Origin of the sequence: Streptomyces anulatus (assembly GCF_014650675.1) — a bacterium.
Lineage (GTDB): Bacteria > Actinomycetota > Actinomycetes > Streptomycetales > Streptomycetaceae > Streptomyces > Streptomyces anulatus.
On record NZ_BMVK01000020.1, the window covers coordinates 39,095 to 63,545 of the forward strand.

The 24,451-nt window shown below is 72.6% G+C and carries 24 protein-coding genes; 12 read left to right on the forward strand and 12 right to left on the reverse strand.

What is annotated here, in order from left to right:
- Positions 1 to 76 precede the first annotated feature (76 nt).
- Positions 77 to 2,164 carry a serine/threonine-protein kinase gene (locus IE272_RS33475; RefSeq protein WP_190009436.1) on the forward strand — a complete coding sequence of 696 codons (2,088 nt, stop codon included), beginning with the start codon at positions 77 to 79 and terminating at the stop codon, positions 2,162 to 2,164.
- Positions 2,165 to 2,301: 137 nt separating this feature from the next.
- A complete protein-coding gene (locus IE272_RS33480) occupies positions 2,302 to 2,499 on the forward strand; it encodes a hypothetical protein (RefSeq protein ID WP_050356907.1) in 198 nt (65 codons plus the stop codon).
- A gap of 56 nt (positions 2,500 to 2,555) precedes the next feature.
- Here IE272_RS33480 and IE272_RS33485 read toward each other — a convergent pair whose 3' ends face one another.
- A complete protein-coding gene (locus IE272_RS33485) occupies positions 2,556 to 3,152 on the reverse strand; it encodes a hypothetical protein (RefSeq protein WP_179890786.1) in 597 nt (198 codons plus the stop codon).
- 134 nt (positions 3,153 to 3,286) lie between these two features.
- On the opposite strand from IE272_RS33485, the gene tsaB reads away from it, so the two are divergent.
- Genes tsaB through IE272_RS33505 form a run of 4 tightly spaced genes read left to right on the forward strand, consistent with a single transcriptional unit; the run spans position 3,287 to position 5,836 of the window.
- The gene (tsaB, locus tag IE272_RS33490) at positions 3,287 to 3,934 is read left to right on the forward strand and encodes a tRNA (adenosine(37)-N6)-threonylcarbamoyltransferase complex dimerization subunit type 1 TsaB (protein WP_190009511.1); all 648 of its coding nucleotides are present in this window, start codon (positions 3,287 to 3,289) and stop codon (positions 3,932 to 3,934) included.
- Positions 3,931 to 4,452 carry a ribosomal protein S18-alanine N-acetyltransferase gene (rimI, locus tag IE272_RS33495; protein WP_050356909.1) on the forward strand — a complete coding sequence of 174 codons (522 nt, stop codon included), beginning with the start codon at positions 3,931 to 3,933 and terminating at the stop codon, positions 4,450 to 4,452. Before tsaB ends, rimI begins: the two co-directional genes overlap by 4 nt.
- Entirely contained in the window at positions 4,452 to 5,570 is a 1,119-nt protein-coding gene (tsaD, locus tag IE272_RS33500) for a tRNA (adenosine(37)-N6)-threonylcarbamoyltransferase complex transferase subunit TsaD (RefSeq protein ID WP_073957894.1), read from the forward strand. Before rimI ends, tsaD begins: the two co-directional genes overlap by 1 nt.
- On the forward strand, positions 5,567 to 5,836 hold the full coding sequence (locus IE272_RS33505; RefSeq protein ID WP_056701117.1) for a hypothetical protein: 270 nt from the start codon (positions 5,567 to 5,569) through the stop codon (positions 5,834 to 5,836). The genes tsaD and IE272_RS33505 overlap by 4 nt, the downstream gene beginning before the upstream one ends.
- A 52-nt stretch (positions 5,837 to 5,888) precedes the next feature.
- On the opposite strand, the gene IE272_RS33510 is transcribed toward IE272_RS33505, so the two are convergent.
- Positions 5,889 to 6,638 (reverse strand): TetR/AcrR family transcriptional regulator, encoded by a 750-nt coding sequence (locus IE272_RS33510; protein ID WP_057665301.1) that lies wholly within the window; start codon positions 6,636 to 6,638, stop codon positions 5,889 to 5,891.
- Between the two features lie 128 nt (positions 6,639 to 6,766).
- Between IE272_RS33510 and IE272_RS33515 the strand changes: the two genes are divergently transcribed.
- The 3 genes from IE272_RS33515 (at position 6,767) to IE272_RS33525 (ending at position 9,592) form a co-directional block, all read left to right on the forward strand.
- Positions 6,767 to 8,281, forward strand: a complete 1,515-nt coding sequence (locus tag IE272_RS33515) for an MFS transporter (protein WP_190009437.1) — start codon at positions 6,767 to 6,769, stop codon at positions 8,279 to 8,281.
- A gap of 127 nt (positions 8,282 to 8,408) precedes the next feature.
- Entirely contained in the window at positions 8,409 to 8,873 is a 465-nt protein-coding gene (locus IE272_RS33520) for a VOC family protein (protein WP_050356914.1), read from the forward strand.
- A gap of 50 nt (positions 8,874 to 8,923) precedes the next feature.
- A complete protein-coding gene (locus IE272_RS33525) occupies positions 8,924 to 9,592 on the forward strand; it encodes a hypothetical protein (RefSeq protein WP_190009439.1) in 669 nt (222 codons plus the stop codon).
- 9 nt (positions 9,593 to 9,601) lie between these two features.
- Here IE272_RS33525 and IE272_RS33530 read toward each other — a convergent pair whose 3' ends face one another.
- On the reverse strand, positions 9,602 to 10,825 hold the full coding sequence (locus IE272_RS33530) for a THUMP-like domain-containing protein (protein ID WP_056701114.1): 1,224 nt from the start codon (positions 10,823 to 10,825) through the stop codon (positions 9,602 to 9,604).
- A 161-nt stretch (positions 10,826 to 10,986) separates the two neighbouring features.
- Here IE272_RS33530 and IE272_RS33535 point away from each other — a divergent pair, with 161 nt between their 5' ends.
- Complete coding sequence (locus IE272_RS33535) at positions 10,987 to 11,910, forward strand: polysaccharide deacetylase family protein (protein ID WP_078961152.1); 924 nt, start codon at positions 10,987 to 10,989, stop codon at positions 11,908 to 11,910.
- A 37-nt stretch (positions 11,911 to 11,947) separates the two neighbouring features.
- Here the strand turns inward: IE272_RS33535 and IE272_RS33540 are convergent, their stop codons facing one another.
- Positions 11,948 to 12,424, reverse strand: coding sequence for a DUF6234 family protein (locus IE272_RS33540; protein WP_190009441.1), 477 nt, complete (start codon positions 12,422 to 12,424; stop codon positions 11,948 to 11,950).
- 278 nt (positions 12,425 to 12,702) lie between these two features.
- Between IE272_RS33540 and groES the strand changes: the two genes are divergently transcribed.
- Positions 12,703 to 13,011 carry a co-chaperone GroES gene (gene groES / locus IE272_RS33545; RefSeq protein ID WP_003966899.1) on the forward strand — a complete coding sequence of 103 codons (309 nt, stop codon included), beginning with the start codon at positions 12,703 to 12,705 and terminating at the stop codon, positions 13,009 to 13,011.
- 99 nt (positions 13,012 to 13,110) lie between these two features.
- The gene (gene groL, locus IE272_RS33550) at positions 13,111 to 14,736 is read left to right on the forward strand and encodes a chaperonin GroEL (protein WP_007453093.1); all 1,626 of its coding nucleotides are present in this window, start codon (positions 13,111 to 13,113) and stop codon (positions 14,734 to 14,736) included.
- A gap of 79 nt (positions 14,737 to 14,815) precedes the next feature.
- Here groL and IE272_RS33555 read toward each other — a convergent pair whose 3' ends face one another.
- The 8 genes from IE272_RS33555 to IE272_RS33590 all read right to left on the reverse strand — a co-directional run bounded on the left by IE272_RS33555 (position 14,816) and on the right by IE272_RS33590 (position 24,411).
- Positions 14,816 to 15,829, reverse strand: coding sequence for a hydroxyacid dehydrogenase (locus IE272_RS33555; protein WP_056701111.1), 1,014 nt, complete (start codon positions 15,827 to 15,829; stop codon positions 14,816 to 14,818).
- A 61-nt stretch (positions 15,830 to 15,890) separates the two neighbouring features.
- Positions 15,891 to 16,733, reverse strand: a complete 843-nt coding sequence (locus tag IE272_RS33560) for a carbohydrate ABC transporter permease (protein ID WP_050356919.1) — start codon at positions 16,731 to 16,733, stop codon at positions 15,891 to 15,893.
- Positions 16,730 to 17,659 (reverse strand): carbohydrate ABC transporter permease, encoded by a 930-nt coding sequence (locus tag IE272_RS33565; RefSeq protein WP_190009444.1) that lies wholly within the window; start codon positions 17,657 to 17,659, stop codon positions 16,730 to 16,732. The genes IE272_RS33560 and IE272_RS33565 overlap by 4 nt, the downstream gene beginning before the upstream one ends.
- Positions 17,656 to 18,984 (reverse strand): ABC transporter substrate-binding protein, encoded by a 1,329-nt coding sequence (locus tag IE272_RS33570; protein ID WP_050356921.1) that lies wholly within the window; start codon positions 18,982 to 18,984, stop codon positions 17,656 to 17,658. Before IE272_RS33570 ends, IE272_RS33565 begins: the two co-directional genes overlap by 4 nt.
- A gap of 160 nt (positions 18,985 to 19,144) precedes the next feature.
- Positions 19,145 to 20,263 carry a LacI family DNA-binding transcriptional regulator gene (locus IE272_RS33575; protein ID WP_057665312.1) on the reverse strand — a complete coding sequence of 373 codons (1,119 nt, stop codon included), beginning with the start codon at positions 20,261 to 20,263 and terminating at the stop codon, positions 19,145 to 19,147.
- A 123-nt stretch (positions 20,264 to 20,386) separates the two neighbouring features.
- Positions 20,387 to 21,160 carry an SDR family NAD(P)-dependent oxidoreductase gene (locus IE272_RS33580; protein WP_050356923.1) on the reverse strand — a complete coding sequence of 258 codons (774 nt, stop codon included), beginning with the start codon at positions 21,158 to 21,160 and terminating at the stop codon, positions 20,387 to 20,389.
- A gap of 10 nt (positions 21,161 to 21,170) precedes the next feature.
- A complete protein-coding gene (locus IE272_RS33585) occupies positions 21,171 to 22,700 on the reverse strand; it encodes a multicopper oxidase family protein (RefSeq protein WP_159392593.1) in 1,530 nt (509 codons plus the stop codon).
- Positions 22,701 to 22,824: 124 nt separating this feature from the next.
- Positions 22,825 to 24,411, reverse strand: a complete 1,587-nt coding sequence (locus IE272_RS33590; RefSeq protein WP_190009446.1) for an outer membrane protein assembly factor BamB family protein — start codon at positions 24,409 to 24,411, stop codon at positions 22,825 to 22,827.
- Between the last annotated feature and the right edge of the window lie 40 nt (positions 24,412 to 24,451).

A 24,451-nucleotide genomic window follows, 5' to 3' on the forward strand; every position in this document is an offset into this window, starting at 1 on the left:
CCCGTCCGCCCTCCCGTCCCTCCCGCCCCCCCCCCACGTAACGACCGCACCGACCGCACGAGAGGCACCGCTGCACATGCACCCCCTGGAATCCGGCGATCCGATCAGCCTCGGTCCCTACCACCTGCGCGGCGTCCTGGGCGAGGGCGGCATGGGCCGGGTGTACGTGGGCCAGGACGGACAGGGGCGGGCCGCCGCCGTGAAGGTCCTGCACGCCCACCTCACCCACGATCCGGGCCTGACGCAGCGCTTCGTCCGCGAGGCGCAGATGGCCCGGGCCGTCACGGGTGACGGCGTCGCGCGGGTGCTGGACGCCCGGACGGACGGCGGCCGCCCCTGGATCGCCAGCGAGTTCCTGATCGGCCCCACCCTCGACGAGGCGGTCCGGGACCACGGGCCGCTCGACGAGCCCGTGGTGCGGGTCCTCGCCGTGGCGCTGGCCCGCGCGCTGCGGGACGTCCACGCCGCCGGGCTGGTGCACCGCGACCTGAAGCCGTCCAACATCGTGCTGACCTCCTCGGGTCCCCGGATCATCGACTTCGGCATCGCCCGGCCCGAGCACGGGCTGACCCTGACCACCACCGGCCAGATCCCGGTCACCCCCGGCTACGGCGCGCCCGAGCAGGCGCTCGGCCGGCGGGTGGGCCCGGCGGCGGACCTCTTCTCGCTGGGCGCCGTGCTGGTGTACGCGTCGAGCGGGCAGCGGGCGTACGAGGGGGCGCACGTCGCCGCGGTGCAGTACGAGGTCGTCCACGGCGAGCCGAGGCTGCACGCGGTCCCCGACGCGCTGCGGCCCCTGATCGCTCCGCTGCTGGCCAAGGATCCCGCGCACCGGCCCACCCCGGAGCAGTTGATCCCGGCGTTCGACCCGCCGCGCGGAGCGGGCCGGGTCTGGCGGAAGGGGCCCATCGCCCGGGACGTCACGGAGCGCGAGCGGAGCCTCGGTCTCCTGACCACGCTGCCCGCGGGGGCGTCCGGGAAGCCCGTGACGCGTCGCCGGGTGCTGACCGCGCTGGCCGTCGGCGGGGTGGTGGCGGCCGGGGGCGGCGGCGCCGTGTGGTGGCGTGGCCGGCCGGCCGATCCGTTCGACATACCGCCCGCGGTGGCGACGCCGAAGGCCCGCCCGTACTCCGCCGAGCGGGGCGACTACGTCCATGGGCAGACCCCCGAACCGCTGTGGACCGTCGAGTCGGCCATGGACGAGCAGAGCCCGGCGCCGCTGCCGATACGCGACGTCATCGTGGTGGGAGCGCCGGGCGGCGGTCTGGTGGCGCGCAGGGTCGTGGATGGTTCGGTGGCCTGGAAGGCGCAGGAGCCCGTGGCCGTCCGGCGGTACGCCTCGCTCTCGGACCGGCTGGTGGCCGCGGCCGACGGCGACGGTGTGCTGCGCACCTTCGTGGCGTCGACGGGCGAACCCAAGTGGACGGCCGACGACGCGGAGGCGGCCACCGTCCTGGCGGCGGACGAGGAAGCGGTTTACGTGGTCACCGGGGGCGGCCGGGTCCGGAGCGTCGGCCGGTCGGACGGCCGGGTGCGCTGGACCGCCGACCCCGGCATCGAGGTGACCGGCGAGTCCGGCTCACGCGGGGCGCTCGCCGCCGGACGCCTGGTGGTGACCGGCAGCCACGACGTGGTGGCGCTGGCCACGGGGGACGGCCGGGTGGTGTGGACGCTCCGCGACCAGGCGGAGGGGCGCCCGGGCCTGGCGGTCGACGGGGACACCGCCGTCGTGACCGGACACCGGCTGGTCGCCCTCGACGCCGGAAGCGGCAAGGAGCGCTGGGAGCAGGCGCCGAAGCCGAAGGAGGGCGTGGACATCACGGCGTACTGGGGGCCGCCGACCATCGCGGGGCCGTATGTGTACGCGGCCCTCGTCGGCACGCCGCGACGGCGGACGCTGGCCGACGGCAAGCCGACCGACTGGGCCAGCGAGGGGCTGTTCCAGTGCGACGCGCCCAGCCCGCTCGTCGTGCACGGCGACGGACTCTGGTCGGTGGCGGTCGACCGGGACAAGGGCGGAGTGAACGTCCTGGACGTGGTCGAGCAGCGTCAGCCCTGGGTGTTCCGGCTGATCGACCACCCCGACCGGTACTGGCTGACGGCCGACGGCGGACGGGTCTTCCTCACGGACGGCGCCTCGCTCAGCGCGCTGCCCGTCTTCTGACAGCGCCCTTCACGAGACCTTCCCGACAGTGCGTCGGTAAACTGTTGCGCGGGGGGCCGTGGTCGTGGTCACATGGGTACGAGACGTGGTTAGGTCTACCTAACCACGCCCTCCATCGGAGCACCAAGGAGGCATCCATGCCGACGCCCGAGCGCGCAGCGCGACCGCAGCCGCGACCGACTCCGTCCGCCCTGTCGATGAAGGACCTGCTGGCCTCGTGCGCCGCGGCCACCGCGGTCTCCACCCCGCCGAGCGACACCCCGGAGGCATCCGGAGCGGCGGACCGGGACGAGGAGAGCGCCCGCGGGAACGCCGTCCGGCGGCGGGCGGCGTAGGACGGAGACCTCGGGTTCCGGGGAGCGAGGCCCCGGCCCCGTAAGCCCTCTGGGCCCTACGGGACGACGACGACCTTCGCGCCGACCGTCGCGAAGGTCCACATGGCGTTGCCGTCCGCGCGCTTCATCCGGACGCCGCCGGTCTTCGACGTCGGGTCGGGGCTGGCCATCGAGCCGTCCTGCGCCGCGCTGAAGCCGATCGCCACCTCGTCCACGTTCGCGAAGCGGACCACGTGCTCGATCGGGACGCCGTCCGAGCCCTGGACCGTGCCCGAGCGCGAGGTGACCTGGTGGGCCCCGGGCGGCGGGCTGACGGGGCTCGGCATCACGGTGAAGGTACGGATCGCTTTGTTGTCCTCGTCGACCAGCCACACCCGGCGGTCCTTCAGCGCGTACACGACGCGCTCGCCCTTGCCGGACGCGGCCGGGACCGCCAGCGGGTCGGCGGTGGGCTTCGGCTTGGCGGAGGGCTGGGCCGAGGCCGAGGCGGAGGGCTTCTTGCCGGGCGTGGACGCCACCGAGGCGGGGGCGTTCGCCGAGGCCTGGTAAGCGAGGAAGGCGACCGCGGCGACCGCCGCCGCAGTGAGCCCGGCCACGATTCCCGAGCTTCCCCTAGCCACCGTGAACTCCCCTTTCGACTGCCGTTGCCGCATGTCGTACAAGCGTTTACGTCGTACCCGCGGATACCCGGTGACGGTAGCAGCAGGGAGCGGGCGGGCCGGGACGCCGTACGGACGCCGTAACGCCGTCGGCGGAGCCGTAGGCTGTTTGCGTGCTCTTGCTCGCCATGGATACCGCCACGCCCGCCGTCACCGTCGCCCTGCACGACGGCACGTCCGTCATCGCCTCCTCGGGGCAGGTCGACGCCCGCAGGCACGGGGAGCTGCTGCTCCCCGCCGTCGACCGGGTCCTCGCCGAGGCCGGGACGAAGCTCGACGCCGTGACGGATGTGGTCGTGGGCGTCGGCCCCGGCCCCTACACCGGTCTGCGGGTCGGCCTGGTCACCGCCGCCACCTTCGCCTCCGCCCTCTCCGTGCCGGTCCACGGCCTGTGCACCCTGGACGGCCTCGCGTACGCCGCCGGCCTGGAGGGCCTGGAAGGGCCGTTCGCCGTGGCGACGGACGCGCGCCGCAAGGAGGTCTACTGGGCGCGGTACGAGGACGCCCGCACCCGTACGGGCGAACCCGCCGTCGACCGGCCCGCCGACATCGCCGGGGCGCTCGCCGGGCTCCCCGTGGTCGGCGCGGGCGCGGTGCTCTACCCGGACGCCTTCCCGGACGCGCGCGCCCCCGAGCACGTCGCCGCCGGGGCGCTCGCCGCGCTCGCCGCCGAACGCCTCGCCGCCGGGCAGGAGTTCCTGGAGCCCCGGCCGCTGTATCTGCGCAGGCCCGACGCGCAGGTCCCGAAGAACTACAAGGTGGTCACCCCCCAGTGAGCGCCGTCACCGCCGCCGTACTGCGCGAGATGCGCTGGTGGGACATCGCCCCGGTGCTCGACCTCGAACACGCGCTGTTCCCGGACGACGCCTGGTCGCCCGGCATGTTCTGGTCCGAGCTGGCCCACGCCCGCGGCCCCGGCGCCACCCGCCACTATGTCGTCGCCGAGGACCCGGCGACCGGGCGGATCGTCGGCTACGCCGGGCTCGCCGCCCTCGGCGACCTGGCCGACGTCCAGACGATCGCGGTCAGCCGCGAGGCATGGGGCACCGGCCTCGGCTCCGAACTCCTCACCGACCTGCTGAAGGCCGCCACCGACTTCGAGTGCGCCACGGTCCTCCTGGAGGTCCGGGTCGACAACACGCGGGCGCAGAGGCTGTACGAGCGCTTCGGCTTCGAGCCGATCGGCTTCCGGCGCGGCTACTACCAGCCGGGGAACATCGACGCCCTGGTCATGCGCCTCACCATGCAAGAGCAAGCAGTGCACGAGCACGCACCAGAAACCGGGACTGAATGATGGCTGCCGACGAACCCCTTGTACTCGGCATCGAGACCTCCTGCGACGAGACCGGCGTGGGCATCGTGCGCGGGACGACCCTGCTCGCGGACGCCGTCGCCTCCAGCGTCGACACCCACGCCCGCTTCGGCGGCGTCGTCCCCGAGATCGCCTCCCGCGCCCACCTGGAGGCGATGGTCCCCACCATCGAGCGCGCCCTGAAGGAGGCGGGCGTCAGCGCCCGCGACCTCGACGGGATCGCCGTCACCTCGGGCCCCGGGCTCGCCGGAGCCCTGCTCGTCGGCGTCTCGGCCGCGAAGGCGTACGCGTACGCGCTCGGCAAGCCGCTCTACGGGGTCAACCACCTCGCCTCGCACATCTGCGTCGACCAGCTGGAGCACGGCCCGCTGCCCGAGCCGACGATGGCCCTGCTGGTCAGCGGCGGCCACTCCTCGCTCCTGCTGGCCCCCGACATCACGAGCGACGTCCGCCCGCTCGGCGCGACGATCGACGACGCGGCGGGCGAGGCGTTCGACAAGATCGCCCGTGTGCTGAACCTCGGCTTCCCCGGCGGCCCGGTCATCGACCGGCTCGCGAAGGAGGGCGACCCGGCGTCGATCGCGTTCCCGCGCGGCCTGACCGGCCCGCGCGACGCCCCGTACGACTTCTCCTTCTCCGGGCTCAAGACCTCCGTGGCCCGCTGGATCGAGGCCAAGCGCGCGGCGGGCGAGGAGGTGCCGGTGCGGGACGTGGCGGCGTCCTTCCAGGAGGCCGTGGTGGACGTGCTCACCCGCAAGGCGGTCCGGGCCTGCAAGGACGAGGGCGTCGACCACCTGATGATCGGCGGCGGCGTCGCGGCCAACTCCCGGCTGCGCGCCCTGGCCCAGGAGCGCTGCGAGCGGGCCGGCATCCGGCTGCGGGTGCCGCGCCCCGGGCTCTGCACCGACAACGGGGCGATGGTCGCGGCGCTCGGCGCGGAGATGGTCGCCCGTAACCGCCGCCCCTCCGACCTGGAGCTCTCCGCGGACTCCTCGCTGCCGGTGACCGAGCCGCACGTGCCGGGCGCCGACCACGGTCACGGTCACTCGCACGATCACGACCACGTGCACGAGATCAGCAAGGACAACCTGTACTCATGAGCGCCGGGACCATCGTCCTGATGTGGGAGGCCCGCGCCGCCGAGGGGCGCGGCGGCGAACTCCTGGAGTGGGCGCGGGCGCGGGCCGCCGAGCTGGCCCGCGAACCCCACCGCAGCGAACTGCTGCGCGCCCCGCAGGACCGGGTGCTGGTGATGACGTGGTGGCAGGACGCCTCCTACGGCGACGACCTCCCCGAACTCCCCGAGCCCGACGCCGCCCTGATCACCCGCCCGGTGCACCGGTGGCGCTTCGAGGCGGTGGGCTGAGCGCCGGCGACCGGACGGGCGGGAGCCGTCGGGCTCCCGCGGACCGGCCCGGTCAGGCCTTCGTGTCCCGCGTCCCGCGCCTGAGCAGGCCGTCCACGATCGCGTCGAGCTCCTCGACGGTCTCGTAGTCGGCGGCGAACTCCCGCCAGCGGTCCTTGACCTCGGTGAGCCGGGGCAGCTCCGCCGCGTCCCGCTCGGTGATCATCTCCGGGAAGAACTCCCGGCGCGACGGGTTCTCCGCCCGGCGGTCCGCCGCCCTGCGGAAGACCAGGTCCCCGTAGACGTAACTCCAGATCGTCCGGTACGCCCGTACCGAGCGGGCCGGGGAGAGGCCGCAGGCGAGCGCGCAGTCGACGATCTCCTCCACCATCCACAGCGCGTTGCGGTCGGTCAGCTCGCCCAGCGCCAGGATGTCCAGCACCCAGGGGATCCGGCCGATGATGTCGTGCATGTGCGCGGCCACCGCCACCAGCCGCTCGCGCGGGTCCTCGGGCAGCTCCGGGCGCGGGAACGCCGCCGCCGTGCCGGACAGGGTGAGCATCAGCAGCTCGTCCTTGTCCTGGACGTAGTGGTAGAGCGCCATGGGCGTGCTGCCCAGCTCCTTCGCCACCCGTCGCATGGACAGGGCGGCGACGCCCTCCTCCTCGACGATGCGGCGTGCGGTGGCGACCATCACGTCCGGGTCCAGCCGACGGGGCCGCCCGACGGGCCGTCCCACGGGCCGCCCGGAAGTGCCCGGTTTGCCGCTCGGCGCCGGATTTTTCGTCTTCTTCGTCTTCTCGGTCTTCTCGGTGCCTGACACCTGGGCATTCTCTCCTTCCGGGGCCCTGCTCCGGTCCGCCGAGGGACCCTCCCGGTGCTCCGGCGCTTATTTTCTATACGTGTATGGTAATTCCCGATCGAGGGAAGCGCGAAGGGAAAGGGGACGTCATGGGCGGCGCGGAGAAGAGCGGGACGGAAAGAGACGAGGGCGGGGCGGCGGGCGCGCCGGGCGCGGGGGAGCGGCACGCGCGGTGGCTGCTGGTGGTGGCGCTCACGGTGCAGTTCCTCGTGTCGCTGGACATGTCCGTGGTGAACGTCGCGTTGCCCGACATCCGCAGCGACCTCGGCTTCGGCGGGGACGGGCTGCTGTGGGTCGTCAACGCCTACGCCCTCGCCTTCGGCGGGCTCCTCATGCTCGGCGGCCGGCTCGCCGATCTGGCCGGTCCGCGGCGGGTCCTGACGGCGGGCCTGGTGCTCTTCGGTCTCGCCAGCCTGGCCGGCGGGCTCGCCTGGTCACCCGGGTCGCTGGTGGCGGCGCGCGCCGTCCAGGGCGTCGGCGCGGCGGCCCTCGCCCCGGTGGCGTTCGCCCTGATCACCCTCGCCTTCCCGGCCGGGCCCGCCCGGTCCCGGGCGCTCGGGCTGTGGGGCATGGCGGGTGCGGCGGGCGGCGCGGTCGGGGTGCTGGCGGGCGGGGTCCTCACCGACGCGACGGGCTGGCGGTCCGTGATGCTGGTCAACGTGCCGATCGTCGCCTTCGCGCTGGCCGCCGCCGCGCGCACCGGACCCGTCGGCGGGGGGCGTCGGGCCGGGGCGCGGCTGGACGTGGCCGGGGCGCTGCTGGTCACGGCCGGGACGACGCTGCTGGTCCTCGGTCTGGTGCGGACCTCGGACCACGGCTGGGGCTCGGCGACCACGCTCGCCTCCCTCGGTGCGGCGGTGGTCCTGCTGGCCGCCTTCGTCGCCGTCGAACTGCGGACCGCCTCCCCGCTGCTCCGGCCCGGCCTGCTGAAGGGGCGGCCGGTGCTGACCGCGAACCTGTTCTGCCTGCTGCTGGCCTCGGCCCAGTTCGGCGCGTTCTACTTCGTCTCGCTCTACATGCAGCTGGTCCTCGGGTTCGGACCGACCGCCGCCGGGTTCGCGTTCCTGCCGTTCTGCGTGGGCGTCGTCGCGGGCTCGATCCTCGCCACCCGCGCGGTCGCCGTGCTCGGCCTCCGGCGGCTGATGACGGTGGGCGCGACGCTGGCGGCGCTCGGCATGGCCTGGTTCGCGGCGACCGCCACGGTCGACGGCGGCTTCCTCGTCTCGATCCTCGGCCCGTCGCTGCTCTGCTCCTTCGGCATAGGGCTCTGCTTCGTCCCGCTCGGCACGGCCGCGACGACCGACGTGGCCCCCGGCGAGACCGGCATGGCCTCGGGGCTGCTCAACAGCTCGCGGCAGGTCGGCGGCTCGCTCGGCCTCGCGGTGCTGGTCACCGTCGCCGCGCAGGTCACCGGCGGCTCCACCGGGCTTGCCGAGGTGTCCTCGGGGTACGAGGCCGCGTTCTGGGCCGCGGCGGGCCTCCTGGCGCTGGCCGCGCTGGCCGCGTACGTCCTGCTGCCGGCGGAGCGGAAGGCCCTCGACGGGCCGGCGGCCGCGGAGCGGGGCCGGGGCGCCGAGCGGGAGGGCGACGCCGCCGCCCGCTGAGGCCGCGCGGGTGGGGTCGGCGGGTCCGGGGCGTGTCCGATGAGTCCGGGCGGCGGGCGGGGTCTACCTTCCACGACGTCCGGACCGGCCGGCCCGGACGTGCGGACGGCCCGACGAGGAGAAGACCATGCAGAAGATCACCCCCTGTCTCTGGTACGACGGTCAGGCCAAGGAGGCGGCCGAGCACTACGTCGCGATCTTCGGCGGGGACTCCCGCGTCCTGGACGTCACCCACTACGGCGAGTCCGCCCCGGGCGAGACGGGCTCCGTGCTCACCGTCGAATTCCGGCTCGCGGGCCAGGACTACATGGGGCTCAACGGGGGCCCGCAGTTCCCCTTCACCGAGGCGATCTCGCTCTCCGTGGACTGCGCCGACCAGGCCGAGGTGGACCGGTTCTGGGAGGCGCTCTCCGAGGGCGGCGAGAAGGGGCAGTGCGGCTGGCTCAAGGACAGGTTCGGGGTCTCCTGGCAGATCGTGCCGAACGAGCTGCCGCGCCTGCTGGCCGACCCGGACCCGGCGAAGGCGGACCGGACCATGAAGGCGATGCTCGCCATGGGCAAGCTGGACATCCAGGCACTGCGCGACGCCTGAGCCGCCGGGCCCGCCCGGACCATGGGCCCGCTCCCGATAGTGTCTGGTTCATGTCACACCGCCCCTCGCTGCCCCCGCCCCCGCCTCCCGTGGAGATCCGCACCTGGCCGGACCGCGAGACGATGCTCGCCGACCGCGCGCTGATCCTGCGCGCGCTGGTGGGGATGCACCTGGGGCCGGGGCGGCTCGGTGTGCTGGTGATGTGGGCCGGGCTCGCCGCGTTCGGCTGGCTGCTCGTGGGGTCCGGACTCGTCATGTTCGAGCAGGCGTCGGCGGACTTCTTCAGCGGGATCGCCGGAATCCTGTCCCTGCTCCTCGGGGCCGGGGCGCTGATACCGGCGGTCATCCTCGTCGCCCTCTCGGTGGCCCGGGACCGGGAGGTCCGCGCGCTGCTGGCGGAGTGGGGCGCGCTGGACCGGGATCCGGAGCGCGACCGGGAGTTGCGGCTGCCCGGGATGAGCCTGGTCTGGCTGCTGCTGTCGTTCGTCCTGGCGGCGGGCGGGCTGGCGCTCTGCGTGATCGGCCCGGCGAGCGCCCGGCCCGGCGACGACTCGTACGGCATGGTCGCCCTGATCATGGGCCTCGGCATGGTCGCGTGGCTCACCGGACTCATCGGCGCCGTCAAGGCGTTGACGCACCGTCGCTGGGTGCTGCGCGTCCTGACGGCGCCTGCCCCGCTGGACGTCCCGGCCCCCGCTGACGTCCCGGCCCGCCGCTGACGCCCCGGTTCATTCCAGCGGATGCCCGATCAGCATCGTCGGAGCCCCCGCCACCCGGGTCAGGAACACCGTCGCCGAGTGCGGACCGCTCAGCTTCATCCGGCGACGCAGCTCCTCCGGCTCGACCGCCGAGCCGCGCTTCTTGACGGTCAGTACGCCGACCTCCCGCTCCCGCAGCAGCGCCTTCAGCTTCTTCATGTTGAACGGCAGCCGGTCGGTGATCCCGTACCCGGAGACGTACGGGGAGGAGTACCGCGTGTCGCTCGTGACGTACGCGATCGTCTCGTCCACCAGCCGCCCGCCGCACCGCTCCACGATGTCGGCGACCAGATGCGCCCGGATCACCGCGCCGTCCGGCTCGTACAGATAGCGCCCGACCGGGCCCACGGGCGGGGCGGGCAGCGGGGCCGGGGCGGTCAGGGTCGCCCCGGAGGGCAGCAGCGTGGCCCGGAACGCACCGGGCGCGAAGCCCTCCCCGTACCAGAGCACCGCCTCCTTCACGTCGCCGCCGTCCGAGATCCACTCGGCCTCCGCCTCCGGGCCGATCGCCTCGTGCGGGACGCCCGGGGCGATCTTCAGCGCCGCCCTCGGGGCCTTCAGCGCGGCCGCCGCCGCCCAGGACAGCGGCGGCGAATACGCCTCCGGATCGAAGATCCTGCCGCGTCCGCCCCGCCGTGCCGGGTCCACGAAGACCGCGTCGTACGGGGAGGTGTCGATCTCCGTGACATCGGCGCACCGCACCTCGATCAGATCCTCCAGGCCGAGCGCCTCGGCGTTGGCGCGGGCCACCTCGGCGGTCAGCGGGTCGCGGTCCACGGCCAGGACGGAGATTCCGGCGCGGGCCAGGGCGAGGGCGTCGCCGCCGATGCCGCAGCACAGGTCGGCCACGCTCCGCACGCCGAGCCCGGCGAACCGCGCGGCGCGGTGGGCGGCGACGGAGGTGCGGGTGGCCTGCTCGACCCCGTTGGGCGTGAAGTACATCCGGTAGGCGTCCTCGGCCCCGAACTTGGCCACCGCCCGCTGCCGCAGCCGGGCCTGGCCCAGGGCCGCCGACACCAGCTCCGCCGGGTGCGTGCGGCGCAGCCGGGTCGCCGCGGCCAGCTCGTCGGCGGGGTCGTGGTCGCGCAGCTCGGCCAGCAGCTGTTCGCCCTCGGGGGTGCGTAGCGCGGCGAAGGCGGCGCGGGCGGGTTCGTCGGCCGGGGCGGAGGGGGTCGTTGCGTTCACCCGGTCCATTGTGGCCGCTGCGCCGGGTGCCGTTTCCCGCGCCGCCGGAGGCCGCTGTGGGCCGGCCGGGGGACGGCGCCGGTCCGCTCGCGGTGTCGGGGCGGGGAGGCGGGCCGCTGCTGGCAGGATGCGGCGCCATGCAGCTAGTACGACAAAAAGAAAAATCAGCCATGAAGCGGCACAGGTCGGGCGTCGTCGTGCTGGCGGCCCTGCTGGCCGCCGCCGTCGCCTCCGGGTGCGCGGCGGAGACGGGCGGCCGGGGCGAGGGGGCCCCCGGCGGGCCCGCGAAGCCCGCCGCCGGCCAGCCGGGCGAGGCCGCTCCGAAGGCCGGGCCCGCCCGCGCCCTGGACACGTACGCCGAGGCGCTCAGGAAGAAGCAGGCCGCACGGGCCGTCGCCGCGAAGAAGTGGGGGCTCGCCAAGACCCCGCTCGCGGCCCCCGAGCCGCCGAAGGTGAAGCCGCGCATCACCACCCGCAAGGGCTTCGAGGTCCGGGACGACGCCGGGCTGCCGCCCGTCTTCACCACCGTCCCGACCAAGGAGAAGATCGTCTTCCTGACGATGGACGACGGGGCGGAGAAGGACCCCGAGCTGCTGCGGATGATGACCGAACTGGACATCCCGTACAGCGCGTTCCTCAGTGACTACGTCACCAACGACGACTACGGCTACTTCAAGAAGATGCAGCAGCGCGGAGTGGTCATCAGCAACCACACGCTCAACCACCGCTATCTGCCCGGCCTCTCCTACGCCGAGCAGAAGCGGGAGATCTGCGACCAGCAGGAGAAGATCCTCAAGCACTACGGGAAGCGCCCCACCCTCTTCCGCCCGCCCTACGGCAACTACAACCGCGACACCCTCGTCGTCGCCAAGTCCTGCGGGATCACCGCCGTACCTCTGTGGTCCTCCGAGGCCTTCCCCGACCACATGGAATGGCGCGAGTGGGACCGGGACCTGCACCCCGGCGACATCGTCCTCACCCATTTCCGGGGCAAGGAGGACTGGAAGGGCTCGATGCCCGACATGATCCGCCGGGTCATGAAGACCATCACCGACAAGGGATACGCGGTGGCGAAGCTGGAGGACTACGTCTGACCCGCCTCCTTCCCCGCACGTCGCCGTGAATGCGCGCTCAGCCCCCGCTGCGCGCGCATTCGCTGGTGTCGCCGCCGCTGCGGCAGGGCGGGGAGTTCCACGCGGGGGACGAGGTGGCCGTGGGTCCGGGGTCGCGGTCGCTCCACGGGTCCGGCCGCTCCTGCACCGCCGAGGCGAGCGCGGCCGCGCACAGGGCCAGCGCGACGAGTACCTGCGTTCCGCCCGCCCAGTGCCACCGATTGCGCAGCAGGGCCACGGCGAGACCGGTGGGGATCACGGCCAGGGCGGCGAGGGTGAGGGTCGGGCCCCATGTGTCGGCGAAGCCTTCGGCGGGCCCGTGCGGTGGCGACAGGGTCGTCACCGTGACCACGAAGAGCGGCAGCGCGCCGAGAACCAGCTCGGCCAGCACCAGCACCAGGCCCATCAGAGGGTCCGCGCAGCCCCCCGGAGCCGACGACCGTGAAGCGGCCCTCTCGTCCGGCCGGCCGGGCAGGCGGCTCTCGGGGTGCGTCATCTCCGAACCGTTGTACGGAACACCGGGCTCCGCCCCCACGTTGTCCGGACGGTGATCCGATGGATCCCCGATCGAGACGGCGCGAGGGTGGTGAATTGGCACTCCGCTTGACCGAGTGCTAATCGCGGTCATAGTCTCGGTGCTGGCACTCCCCCCTGGAGAGTGCCAGCAGCACTCTGCGCGACAGGGCAGGTCCGGCACCCGCGACGACGGGCCGGTCAGGTCGCCGCCCACAGACTGTTAAACCCCGTGAGATCTCCGAAGGGGGAGACCGGATCGTGTCGACCACCAGCTCCAAGGTTGCGATCAAGCCGCTCGAGGACCGCATTGTGGTCCAGCCGCTCGACGCCGAGCAGACCACGGCTTCCGGCCTGGTCATTCCGGACACCGCGAAGGAGAAGCCCCAGGAGGGCGTCGTCCTCGCCGTGGGCCCGGGCCGCTTCGAGAACGGCGAGCGGCTTCCGCTCGACGTCAAGACCGGCGACGTCGTCCTGTACAGCAAGTACGGCGGCACCGAGGTGAAGTACAACGGCGAGGAGTACCTCGTCCTCTCGGCCCGCGACGTTCTCGCGATCGTCGAGAAGTAATTCACCCACGTTTGTCTGTGTTCTGCGCCCCTGGCCCCCTGCGAAATAACTAGCCGGGCGGCGAGGGGCGCAGTTCATTTTTGAGAGGGAACACAGCCCATGGCGAAGATTCTGAAGTTCGACGAGGACGCCCGTCGCGCCCTTGAGCGCGGCGTCAACAAGCTTGCCGACACGGTCAAGGTGACGATCGGCCCCAAGGGCCGCAACGTCGTCATCGACAAGAAGTTCGGCGCTCCCACCATCACCAACGACGGTGTCACCATCGCGCGTGAGGTCGAGCTCGACGACCCGTACGAGAACCTCGGCGCCCAGCTCGTCAAGGAGGTGGCGACCAAGACCAACGACGTAGCGGGTGACGGCACCACCACCGCGACCGTCCTGGCCCAGGCGCTCGTCCGCGAGGGCCTGCGCAACGTCGCCGCCGGCGCCTCCCCGGCCTCCCTGAAGAAGGGCATCGACGCCGCGGTCAAGGCCGTGTCCGAGGAGCTCCTCGCGACCGCCCGCCCGATCGAGGACAAGTCCGACATCGCCGCCGTGGCCGCGCTCTCCGCGCAGGACACCCAGGTCGGCGAGCTCATCGCGGACGCGATGGACAAGGTCGGCAAGGACGGTGTCATCACCGTCGAGGAGTCCAACACCTTCGGTCTGGACCTGGAGTTCACCGAGGGCATGGCCTTCGACAAGGGCTACCTGTCCCCGTACATGGTGTCCGACCAGGAGCGTATGGAGGCCGTCCTCGACGACCCGTACATCCTGATCCACCAGGGCAAGATCGGCTCCATCCAGGAGCTGCTCCCGCTCCTGGAGAAGGTCATCCAGGCCGGCGCCTCCAAGCCGCTCCTGATCATCGCCGAGGACGTCGAGGGCGAGGCGCTCTCCACCCTCGTCGTCAACAAGATCCGCGGCACCTTCAACGCCGTCGCGGTGAAGGCCCCGGGCTTCGGCGACCGCCGCAAGGCCATGCTCGGTGACATCGCCACCCTCACCGGTGCGACCGTCATCGCCGAAGAGGTCGGCCTCAAGCTCGACGGCGCCGGTCTCGACGTGCTGGGCACCGCCCGCCGCGTCACCGTCTCCAAGGACGACACGACCATCGTCGACGGCGGGGGCAACTCCGAGGACGTCAAGGGCCGCGTCAACCAGATCAAGGCCGAGATCGAGTCCACGGACTCCGACTGGGACCGCGAGAAGCTCCAGGAGCGCCTCGCGAAGCTGGCCGGCGGCGTGTGCGTCATCCGTGTCGGCGCCGCCACCGAGGTGGAGCTCAAGGAGAAGAAGCACCGCCTCGAGGACGCCATCTCGGCGACCCGCGCCGCTGTCGAGGAGGGCATCGTCTCCGGCGGTGGCTCCGCCCTCGTCCACGCGGTGAAGGTCCTGGAGGGCAACCTCGGCAAGACCGGCGACGAGGCCACCGGTGTCGCGGTCGTCCGCCGCGCCGCCGTCGAGCCGCTGCGCTGGATCGCCGAGAACGCCGGCCTGGAGGGTTACGTCATCACCTCCAAGGTCTCCGAGCTCGACAAGGGCCAGGGCTTCAACGCCTCCACCGGCGAGTACGGCGACCTGGTCAAGGCCGGCGTCATCGACCCGGTCAAGGTCACCCGCTCCGCCCTGGAGAACGCCGCGTCCATCGCGTCGCTGCTGCTCACGACCGAGACCCTGGTCGTCGAGAAGCCGGCCGAGGAAGAGGCCGACGCCGGTCACGGCGGCCACGGCCACTCCCACTAGTACCGCCCGTACCTCCCGGTACGCATGAGGCCCGGCACCCCCGTCGTGGGGGCGCCGGGCCTCGGTGCGTTCCGGCCGGTCACGCCATGCGCGCCAGGTCCTCCGGCGTCACCGGGTCCGCGAACGGCAGCCCGCTCGCGTACCGCGCCACCTCGTCCAGCGCGAAGTCCGCCAAGCGGTGGATCTCGTCGCCCAGCGAACCCGCCACATGCGGCGTCAGCAGCACGTTCGGCAGGTCGTACAGCGGCGAGGAGGCGGGCGGCACCTCCGGCTCCGTCACATCGAGCACCGCGTTCAGCCGCCCCGACACCAGCTCGGGCAGCAGCGCGTCGCCGTCGATCAGCGAACCCCGCGAGGTGTTGATCAGCGTCGCCCCGTCCGGCATGGCCGCCAGCTGCGCCGCGCCGATCATGTGCCGGGTGGCGGGCAGTTCGGGCGCGTGGACGGAGACGATCCGGCTGCGGGCGCAGAGCTCGTCCAGGCCCACCTGCTCCGCACCCAGCCGCGCCGCCGTCCCCGCGTCCACGTACGGGTCGAAGAGCAGCACCTCCAGATCGAACGGGCGCAGCAGCTCGATCACCCGGCGGCCGATCCGCGAGGCGCCCACGATGCCCACGCACCGCCGGTAGTTGCCGTGCCCCGCCAGCTCCGCGCGCCAGTCGTGCGGGGCGCGCAGCTCCCGGTAGCGGCGGGCCGCGGGCAGCACGTCCTTGCCCGCGAGGAGGATCGCGGCCAGCGTGTACTCGGCGACCGGCAGCGCGTTCGCCGCGGCCGCCGAGGTGACCCGCAGGCCGCGCTCCCAGCAGGCCGGGGTGATGTGGTGCTTGACGCTCCCGGCCGCGTGCACCACGGCGCGCAGCCGGGGGGCGGCGGCGAGGACCTCGGCGGTGAGCGGGGGCGCGCCCCAGCAGGTGATGAGCAGCTCCGCCCCGGCCAGCGCACGGGCGACCTCGGGGGCCGGGTCGGTCAGCCGGTGGGCGACCAGGCCGGGGTCGGTGTCCACCAGCGCGGTGAGCCGCGCCCGCTGCCGGGCGCCGAACAACTGCTCCGCGATGCCCGGGCCCATGGCCAGGAGGGCGGTGGGGGCGGTCATGTGACACTCCTCGATGTCGGGCGACACTCCCTGCGGTCATGCGGCGCTCCCCTACGGGGCGTCATTTGACGCTCCCCGCGGTCAGACCGGCCTTCCAGTGCCGCTGGAGCGTGACGAAGGCGATGATCAGCGGGGTGACGGCGAGGAGGGAGCCGGTGACGACCATCGGGTAGAAGGTCGGATCGGCGTTGGCGTTGCTGTGCCAGTTGTAGAGGCCCAGGCTCAGCGGATACAGGTCCTTGTCCGACAGCATGACCAGCGGCAGGAAGAAGTTGTTCCAGATCGCGGTGAACTGGAACAGGAAGACCGTCACGAAGCCGGGCATCACCATGCGCAGGCCGACCGACCAGAAGGTCCGCAGCTCGCCCGCCCCGTCGATACGGGCGGCCTCCAGGACCTCGTCGGGTATGTAGCCCGCGCTGAAGATCCGGGACAGATACACCCCGAACGGGTTGACCAGCGCCGGGATCAGCACCGCCCAGTAGGTGTTGACGGTGCCGGTCTCGACGGCCAGCAGATACAGCGGCAGCGACAGGGCCGTGGAGGGCAGCAGCACGCCCAGCAGCACCAGGGCGAACAGCTTCTCCTTGCCCCGGAAGCGGTACTTGTCGAAGGCGTACCCGGCGGCGACGCTGATCAGCGAGCAGCCGAGCGCCCCGATGCCCGCGTACAGCAGCGAGTTGCCGTACCACCGGAAGTAGATGCCGTCCTGGTAGGACGTCAGCTCGGAGAGGTTGTGCCCGAGGTCGAAGCCTTCGAAGGAGAAGACGTCCCCGCCCAGCAGGTTCCCGGCGTCCTTGGTGGCCGCGGTCAGCAGCCAGACCAGTGGGAACAGCGTGTAGACGGCGGCGATCAGCAGGACGACGTTGACCGAGGTCTTCGACAGCCATCGCTGGGAGGTCATGGGCGTGCCTCCTTCTTACGGTTGGTGAAGCGCGTGACGACGAAGGAGAGCGCGGCGGCGACCAGGGCGATCAGGACGGACGCGGCGGCGGCGAGGCCGTAGTCGTTGCGTTCGAAGGCGGCGCTGTAGGCGTACATGTTCGGGGTCCAGGTGCTGGTCACCGCCGAGCCCGAGCCCCGGCTGAGGATCAGGGGTTCGGTGAACAGCTGGAGCGAACCGATGATCGTGAAGAGCAGGACCATCACCAGGGAGGAGCGGATCAGGGGCAGTTTGATGGAGAGGGCGATCCGCCAGTTCCCCGCCCCGTCGACGGTCGCCGCCTCCAGCAGCGAGCGGTCCACGGCCTGGAGGGCCGCGTAGAAGATCACCACGTTGTAGCCGAGCCACTGCCACAGCGCGATGTTCACGATCGAGGGCAGTGTGCCCTCGGAGGAGAAGAAGTCGAAGCCGAAGCCGCCGGCCTCCATGGCGGCGACGACCGGGCTGAGCTGCGGGGTGTAGAGGTAGATCCAGATCAGCGCGGCGATCAGACCGGGGATGGCGTGCGGCAGGAACAGCGCCAGCTGGAAGAACCGGCGGGCGCGGGCCAGCGCGGAGTCCAGCAGCAGCGCCAGCACGATCGCGCCGCCGCCCATCAGCGGGATGTAGAACGCGCAGTAGCCGAGCAGCACCCAGAAGCCGTCGCGGAACGCCTGGTCGCCCAGGGCCGTCGCGTAGTTGCCGAGCCCGTCGAAGACGGTACGGGGACCGTCGAAGCCGAGGCCGGACTGCTTCTCGGTGAAGAGGCTGAGCCAGAGCGCGTAGCCGACCGGGACGATCATCGCCACGGTGAACAGGGCGAAGAAGGGGGCGAGGAGGGCGCCCGCGGCCAGTCGCGTACGGGCGCGCGAGCTCAGCGCCTTCGCGCGGAGTCCACCGGTGCTCATGAACCCTCCTCCACCTTCAGGCCGCGCTTGCGCAGATCGGCGACGGTGGCCTCGTGGGCCCGCCTGATCGCGCGCGGCAGCGTCGAACCGCCGCCGACGACCTCGCCCAGCTCGTCGCCGAGCGCGGAGTTGGTCGCGCCGGGGCTCGGGCCCCACACCCAGTCGGGCCCGATGGACCTGCCGGCCTCCTCGAACAGCCCGTACAGGTCCTGGCCGCCGTAGAAGCCCGTGTCGAACGCCTTCTTCGCGATCGGCACCATGGCGGGGGAGGCGGGCAGGGCGCTCGACGTGCTCGCCCCGATCCGCGCGTTGATCGCGTCCTCGTGCGTCGACATCCACAGCGCGAACTCGACGGCCGCCGCCGTCTTGGTGCTGCCCTTGCTGACGGCGAACGTGGAGCCGCCGATCATCCCGCTGGCCGGCCGGTCCGCCTCCGGGCTGGGCAGCGGCAACGCCGCCCACTCGCCCTTCTGCTCGGGCACGATGCCCGCGAGCACGCCCGCGCCCCAGGACGCCCCGAGGTAGCCGACGGTGGTGCCCTGCTTGAGGGAGCTGGTCCACTCGGGGCTGAACGAGGAGGCGGTGGAGACGAGCCGGTCGTCGATCATGCCCTGCCAGTAGTCGGCGGTGCGGGCCGAGGCGGGGTCGGTGGTGTCGATCCGCCAGGCGTCCGTCCCGGCCCGGAACCACTGCGCGCCCGCCTGCCACGCCATGGCCTGGAAGAACGTCGGGTCGTCGGGGAAGAAGGTGGCGATCCTCGTCCGGGGCGAGACCTCCTTCACCCGCTCCGCCGCGTCCCGGAAGTCGTCCCAGGTGGCGGGCGGTTCGATGGAGTGCTCGGTGAAGAAGTCCTTGCGGTAGTAGAAGATCTGGGGCGCGGCGTCGAAGGGGACGGCCCAGTTCTTCCCGCCGAGCGTCGTCATCTCGATCGTCTGCGGCAGGAACTTCTTCCTGACGTCCTCGGTCAGGTAGGAGCTGATGTCCTGGAGCGACCCCTGGCTGACGAACGCGGACAGCTGCGGGTACTCGATGGAGAGCAGATCGGGGGCGATGCCCGCCTTCACCGCGTTGGCGATCTTCGGGTAGCCGCCGAGGCCGCCCGAGGGTATCTCCTCGAACTCCACCTCGATCGTGTCGTGGGTCGCGTTGAACGCGTCCACGACCTCCTGCGACCCCTTCGTCCACGCCCAGAAGGACACGGTCACCGGGTCGTCGGCGGTACCTCGGGCGCGGGAGTCGTCGGCGCCGCCGCACGCCGTGACAACGGCGAGAGCGGTGGCGGCGCCGACCAGCGCTTGGACGGGACGGGACCAACTGCGGCTCACGGCATGGCTCCTGTACGAGCTGTACGGCCGGAAGTTCCGGCCGTGCCGCGATATTTCGATTCCCCTTGAGCGAAGTCAAGAGCGAAAGATTGAATGATCGAATAATGATCGAAAGAGGAGGGCGGGAAACGGGCTGAACGCCATGAAACCGGACGGCCGGTCATGCCCCTGCGGCCGGTTCTCCCGCCGGCCGCCCGCAGGAACCCCGCACCCGCAACGTCGGCAGCAGCGCCACATGCCGCCGGGGCGCCCGCCCGTCCCCGCCGGCCGGGTACCGGGGCCCGGACAGCCGCTCCACCAGCAGCTCCGCCGCCGCGCGCCCCACGTCCCGCTTGGGCGGGGCCACCGCGCTCAGCGGGGTGTCGGCGAGCGCGGCCACCTCGTCGTCGTACGTGATCAGCGCCAGGTCCTCGGGGACCCGCACGCCCAGCTCGGCCAGCCGTCGCACCAGACGGATGGCCTCCTCGTCGTTGTGGACCAGCACCGAGCCGGTCCGCCCCTCGCGCACCGCCGACCGCACCGCCAGCGCCGACCGCTCGAAGAGCGCCGGATCGCGGTCGGCGGACACCGACGCGACCGGCGGTTCCGTCCCGGCCAGCCCCAGCACGGCCAGCGCCCGCGCGTACCCGGCGCGTACCGCCTGGGCCGTCGGGCTGTCCGAGCGGGCGACCAGCATCGGCGTCCCGTGCCCCAGACCCACCAGGTGCCGCACGGCGAGCAGCACCCCGTGCGCATGGTCCGAACCCACCCGGTCCAGGCCCTCCAGCGGACCGCCGGGCACCCCCTCGCGCTCCACCAGCACCTTCTCGCCGGGCAGCCGGGCCATCCACTCGCCGTACCGCTCGGGGTGGTCCGGCTCCGTCCAGCTCGGCGCCAGCAGCAGCCCCTGCGCCCCGGCCGCCAGCAGCCCGGCCGCATGCGCCGCGTCGTCCTCGGGGCGGTAGTCGGTGACCCGCAGGATCAGCCGCGCGCCGAGCCGGGCCGCCGCCTCGTGCGCGCCCCGGATCACCTCGGCGAAGTAGTAGGCGGCGGCCGGGGCCAGCATCCCGATCACGGGGCCGCCGCCCACCGGCGTACCGGCCGGGCCCCGGTCGGCGGGCCACGAAACCGAACCGTGCGCCCGCTCCAGCAGCCCCCGGGAGGCCAGCACCTCGACATCGCGCCGGGCGGTGACGGTGGCGACGCCGAGCCGGTCCGCCAGGTCGGAGACCCGTACGGTGCCGCGCTCGCGCACCAGGTTCAGCAGCCGGTCATGACGTTCAGCAGCACCTTCGCGCACGGAGACAGCCCCCTGGAGCAGAATGATCGAACCCTGAGCAATGGGCGATCATTCGATCACAGGGCGGCCGGACGCGGGAGGGGCGGAGCCCTTCCCGTACCGCGCGCAGCGGCGCGTGCGGGGCTACTGCGGACCGTACTTGCGCCCCGTCCGCGAGGTGACCCCGCCGAGCAGACCCCGCGGGGCGACCTTGACCAGCCCCATCAGCGCCTTGTAGCGCGGGTCCGGGATCGACACCGTCTTCCCCCGCGCCAGATCCGCCAGCGCGGACGCCACCAGCTTGTCCGCGTCGAGCCACATCCAGTTCGGGATGTTGTCCGTGCCCATCCCGGCCCGCTCGTGGAACTCCGTCCGCACGAACCCGGGGCACAGCACCATCAGCCGCACCCCCGACCCGGCCAGATCCCGCGCCGCGCCCTGGGTGAACTGCACGACCCACGCCTTGGACGCCCCGTACGTACCGCGCGGCACGAACGCCGCGACCGACGCCACGTTGACGACCCCACCCCGGCCCCGCTCCTTCATCCCGGCGACGGCCGCCGAGGTCAGCCGCAGCACCGCCTCGCAGTGCACCTTCAGCATCGTCAGCTCATCGGCCATGGACACCTCCAGGAAGCGCCCCTTGTTGCCGAACCCGGCGTTGTTGACCAGCAGATCGACCGGGTGCGTGCGGTCCGCGAGCCGCTTCTCCACCGCTGCGATCCCGCCCTCCGTGGACAGATCGGCGCTCAGCACCTCGGCCTCGATGCCGTGCCGGTCGTGCAGTTCGGTGGCCTGCTCGCGCAGCCGTGCGGTGTCCCGCGCCACCAGCACCAGGTTGTGCCCCTGGGCCGCGAGACGCCGCGCGAACGCGGCCCCGATGCCCGCCGTCGCGCCCGTGATCAGTGCAGTCGTCATACGCCGCACGTTAGTGCCCCGCATGACCGGGCGGCGCACCCGCCCGCTGCCCCTTGTCCACCACCACGAACTGGCCCATCATTCCCTCGTCCTCATGGGACAGCAGATGGCAGTGGTACATGTACGGGGTGTCCGGATCGGACGGCCCGTCGAACCGCAGGGCGATCCGCACGGTCGAGCCCACCGGCACCGCCACCGTGTCCTTACGGCCCCGCAGCGCCGGCTCCGGCCGCTTCCCGTCCACGTCCAGAACCCGGAACTGCACGTCGTGCACATGGAAGTTGTGGGTCATGTCGCCGCCGTTGCGCAGCGTCCAGACCTCCGTCGTCCCCCGCACGACGGTCTCGTCGACCCGGCCCATCGCCATCGGCCGCCCGTTGATCCCCGACCTGCGCAGCTCGAAATGGCGGCCGCGCACGGCGTCGCCGGCCCCCGGCAGCTCCAGCCCCTCGTCCCCGGCCAACCGGGAGGGGACGGCGGGGGAGGGGCGCAACCGCTCGGCCGCCCGCAACTGGAGTACGTCGAAGGAGTCGTCGCCCCCGTTGAACCGCCGCTCCCAGGCGTCCCCGTCCCGCCACGGGTAGCTGCGCAGCACCGTCCGCTCGCCCGGCCGCATCGTCACGACGACCTCCGCCCGCTCACCCGGCGAGAGCTGTACCCGGTTCAGCGCGGCGGGCGCCGCCAGCAGCCCGCCGTCCGTCCCCACCAGGGAGAAGGAGCGGTCGTCGTCGAAGCCGAAGGTGTAGATGCGGGCGGTCGACGCGTTCAGCAGGCGCAGCCGTACGCGCTCGTCGCCGACCTCGGCGTACGGGTCGAGCGTGCCGTTGACCATGGTCCGCTCCCCGAGGAAGCCGGTGTTGGCCAGGAAGCCGTGGCCGTGGTCGAGGTCCGCGCCGTCGAAGGTGACGTCCTGCACCATCACCGGCAGGTCGTCCACCCCGTACGTCTTCGGCAGGGCGAGCCGTCCGGAGTGCTCGTCGTCGAGCAGGAACATCCCCGCGAGACCCTTCTGCACATGCCGCTCCGTCGCCCCGTGCGGATGCGGGTGGTACCAGAGTGTCGCGGCGGGCTGGTCGACCTTCCAGCGCGGGGTCCACGTGCCGCCCGCCTCGACGCTCTGGTGCGGTCCGCCGTCCATCGCGGCGGGCAGGTGCATCCCGTGCCAGTGAACGCCGGAGGCCTCGTCGAGCGTGTTGCGCACCCGGACCTTCACCCGCTCGCCGCGCTCCGCCCGCAGCGTCGGGCCCAGATGGCCGCCGTTGAACCCCCAGGTCGGGGTCGCCACCCCCGTGCGGAACTCCGTGCTCCCCGTCTGCATCCGCAGGTCGAAGACGCGCGTGCCGTCCTTGTCCACCGTCGAGGGCGCGAGCGGCGGCACCGCCAGCGCGTTGCCGAAACGGGCCTTGCCCACCGTGCTGATGTCCGCGCTCGTCCACAGCCACGCGAACGAGCCGCCCACCGCGGCCACGAGCACCCCCACCACCACCGCCGCCGTGATGAGCACCCGCTTCAGCCGCCGTCGCCCCCTGGTCTTCTCCATGCCCACGAGCATTCCGGGCCGACCGCCCGCCGGGCATGGGGCAGAGCCCTGAGCGGCCCCCGACCGGGCCCCTACGGCCGGGCGGGGGCGACCCCTTACTTCCCGTCGGGGTGGCGCGGGGCGGTCAGGGTGCGGAGGGGGCGAAGGACAGCATGCGGGCCTCGCGCACGGGCTTCCGGTTCTCGTCGCCGCTCACGATCGTCGACGTCAGGACGAGCCGCCCGTCGACGTAGGCCGTGTGCCCCATGGACATCTCGTACTCCCACGGGGCGGTCGCCACCGGGTGCTTCACGACGTTCGTCTCCGTGCCGGCGCCACGCGGGCCCATGAGGAAGGTCCGGCCCGGGCTGCTCGGGCCGGCCGCCTCGTAGATGAGCATCGACTTGCCGTCCTCCGCGCGCAGGGGATGGAGTCTCCGGAGCCGCTCGTCCTTGATCCCCCACAGGAACTTCCCGGTCTTCAGGTCGTACGCGCCGACCTGTTCGGTGCCCCCCAGCATGATGAGGCCCTTGCCGACCCCGGTGCCCCGGCAGGGCTGGATGTTTCCGCCGGCCCCCTCTCCGGCGCAGTGCTCGAAGCCCTTGGCCCGGGCGTCGAAGGTGGTGCGGTGCTTGCCCCCGGGGTCCAGGACCGTGATCCGCCAGTCGCTCGCGGTGTCCTCGTTGTTGTAGGTGGTGAAGACGACCGGATCCATGGAGATCAGACTGCCGAAGCTCCAGCCGGTCTTCATCCGGTAGCGCCACAGGACCTTGCCGGTACGCGGGTCGAGCTCGCGCACCTGGCCGTAGTTCTTGCTCCGGTCGATGGCGATCATGCAGTTGGAGGTCACCAGGAGCCGGGCGGCGCCGCCCGCCACGTCGTCGGGGACGCACTTGTTCTTGTGCTCCCGGGGGATCTCGTAGAGCTTGCTCCCGTCGTCCATCCGGTAGGTGATGGCCCGTTGGCCCCGGGCCACGGAGAGGACATCGCCACTGATGGCGCTGTAGACGATGAACGTGCTGTCCTCGTCACCGGGCTCGTCGAGCTTCTTGTGCCACCCCTGCTTCCCCGTCTTCAGATCGATCATCTGCATCTGGTTGCAGCGATTGCCCCGCTCGTTGTCCGGCCGCTCGTGATGGAAGACCACGACCTTGCCGTCGGGCGTCGGGTTGGCCGGCGTCTCGCAGACGGAGGAGGGCAGGTCGACGTTCCAGACCTCGGCGCCGTCCGAGAGCCGGTAGGCCGTGACCTTCCGGTGCAGGGCCTGGACAGCGGTGTCACCAACGATCCACAGGTCGTGGACCTTGTTGATCTGCTTGGGCAGGTCCGACCGGTCGTCGGCGATCCACGCCGTCGACTCGCCCGGCTTCCGGGCGGCGGCGACCTCTTTCGTCGTCGGAATGCGGCTCAGCTCCGGGCCGCCCGCCGCAGGGGTACCGGAAGGGGAAACCGACCCGGAGGGGCCGGGCGACTCCTTCGCCACGGGCTTCGCGGGCTCGTCCCGCCACTGGTCGGAGAGCGCGTACACCCCTCCCGCCACGACCACGAGCACCAGGGCGACGACCGCGGCGACGACCGGCCCCCGGCCGAACCGGCGACGCGGCGGCGGCGGTGTCGGCACGGTCGGTGGCCCGAACCCCTGGGGTCCGCCGCCCTCCGAGGCGTACGGATTGCCGGGAACGGGCTGCTGCTGCGGGCCCGGGGCGTACCAGGGCTGCTGCGGGTCGGGCATGGTCTTCTTCCCCCTGGGGCGCCACTCGGCCCGAAGACTT